Annotated in this window: 1 protein-coding gene and 2 pseudogenes; 1 reads left to right on the plus strand and 2 read right to left on the minus strand. The window is 67.6% G+C overall.

Features of this window, described 5'->3' with window-relative positions:
- Window positions 1-168: pseudogene (locus ACWDZ4_RS35070) on the plus strand (IS30 family transposase); the annotation flags it as partial.
- Window positions 169-187: 19 nt separating this feature from the next.
- Here the strand turns inward: ACWDZ4_RS35070 and ACWDZ4_RS35075 are convergent.
- Both ACWDZ4_RS35075 and ACWDZ4_RS35080 read right to left on the minus strand, forming a co-directional pair.
- Window positions 188-781: pseudogene (locus tag ACWDZ4_RS35075) on the minus strand (IS3 family transposase); the annotation flags it as partial.
- The coding region (locus tag ACWDZ4_RS35080) for a transposase (protein WP_451512430.1) at window positions 778-1,167 on the minus strand (390 nt) is incomplete at its 5' end. The pseudogene ACWDZ4_RS35075 and the gene ACWDZ4_RS35080, both read right to left, overlap by 4 nt.

A 1,167-nucleotide genomic window follows, 5' to 3' on the forward strand; every position in this document is an offset into this window, starting at 1 on the left:
TATTTTCCCAAGGGCACCGACTTGTCCCGATGGAGCACCGACGAGCTGACCGCCATCGCCGCGGCCCTCAACTCCCGTCCCCGCAAAACCCTCGGATGGAAGACACCCGCGGAAGCCCTCGACGAACATCTACAATCAGCGCAGCCCAGCGTTGCAACGACTGGTTGAATCCGCCTTGCGAGCCGTGATCGGTGTGCATCGCCGCACCGGCCAGGCTCCCGCGGGTCCGCTCGGCGGCGGCCAGGGCGTCGATGACGAGCTCGGTTCGCATGTGATGGGCGATCGCCGATCCGGCTGGCCGGCGTGAGGCGAGGTTGATGACGGTCGCGAGACAGAGCGGCTTCGCGCCGCTGACCGGCAGATACGTGATGTCGCCGACGTATTTCGTGTTCATCGCGGCCGCGGTGAAATCACGGCCGATCAGATCTGGCGCCTTCGGCAACGCCTGGTCCGCGACGGTGGTGCGGTGCCGGCGCCGCAGACGGACTCCCTCGAGCCCGATGGTCCGCATGATTCTTGCGAGGCGTTTGTGGTTGACCACCGGGCCGCCCTCGTCACGGAGTTCGGCGGTGATCCCGGGGGCTCCGTAAGTGCCGTCGGAGTCCTGGTGGACCTTGCGTATCCGCACTGCGAGCCCGTCCTCGGCGGTCTGCCGGGCCGTCCGCGCGGCCGCGGTGCGACGCCAGTAGTAGAAGCTCGAGCGGGAGATCCCGAGGATGTCGCAGAGCCGCTTCACGCCGTAACGGCGCTGGCAGTCGTCGACGAACTGGCAGCGGTTCACCAGCGCGTCTCCGTCGCGAAATACCGGGCCGCCTTGCGGAGTATGTCGCGCTCTTCCTCCAGCTCCCGGATCCTCTTCCGAGCTGCGGCCAGCTCCGCCTGAACACCGTCGCCGCCGGCCTGTGCAGCGGACGGCGGTGCGCACTGGACGCCGGGGCGGCGCCCGTCGGCGGCCCGGATCCAGTTCCGCGGTGTCTCGGTGTTCACCCCGAGATCACCGGCGACCGATGTGACCGTCGCTCCCGGCATCGACCGGTACAACGCGACCGCGACCGCCTTGAACTCGGCGGGACAGTGAGCCGTTTTCAACCTGGCTGCAGCGCAGAGATGTTGGTGAGAGAGGGCTGTACGGAACAACGAAGCTCCTGGTAGACGGGTTCTCGACCA

Source organism: Streptomyces sp. NPDC003016 (genome assembly GCF_053591455.1).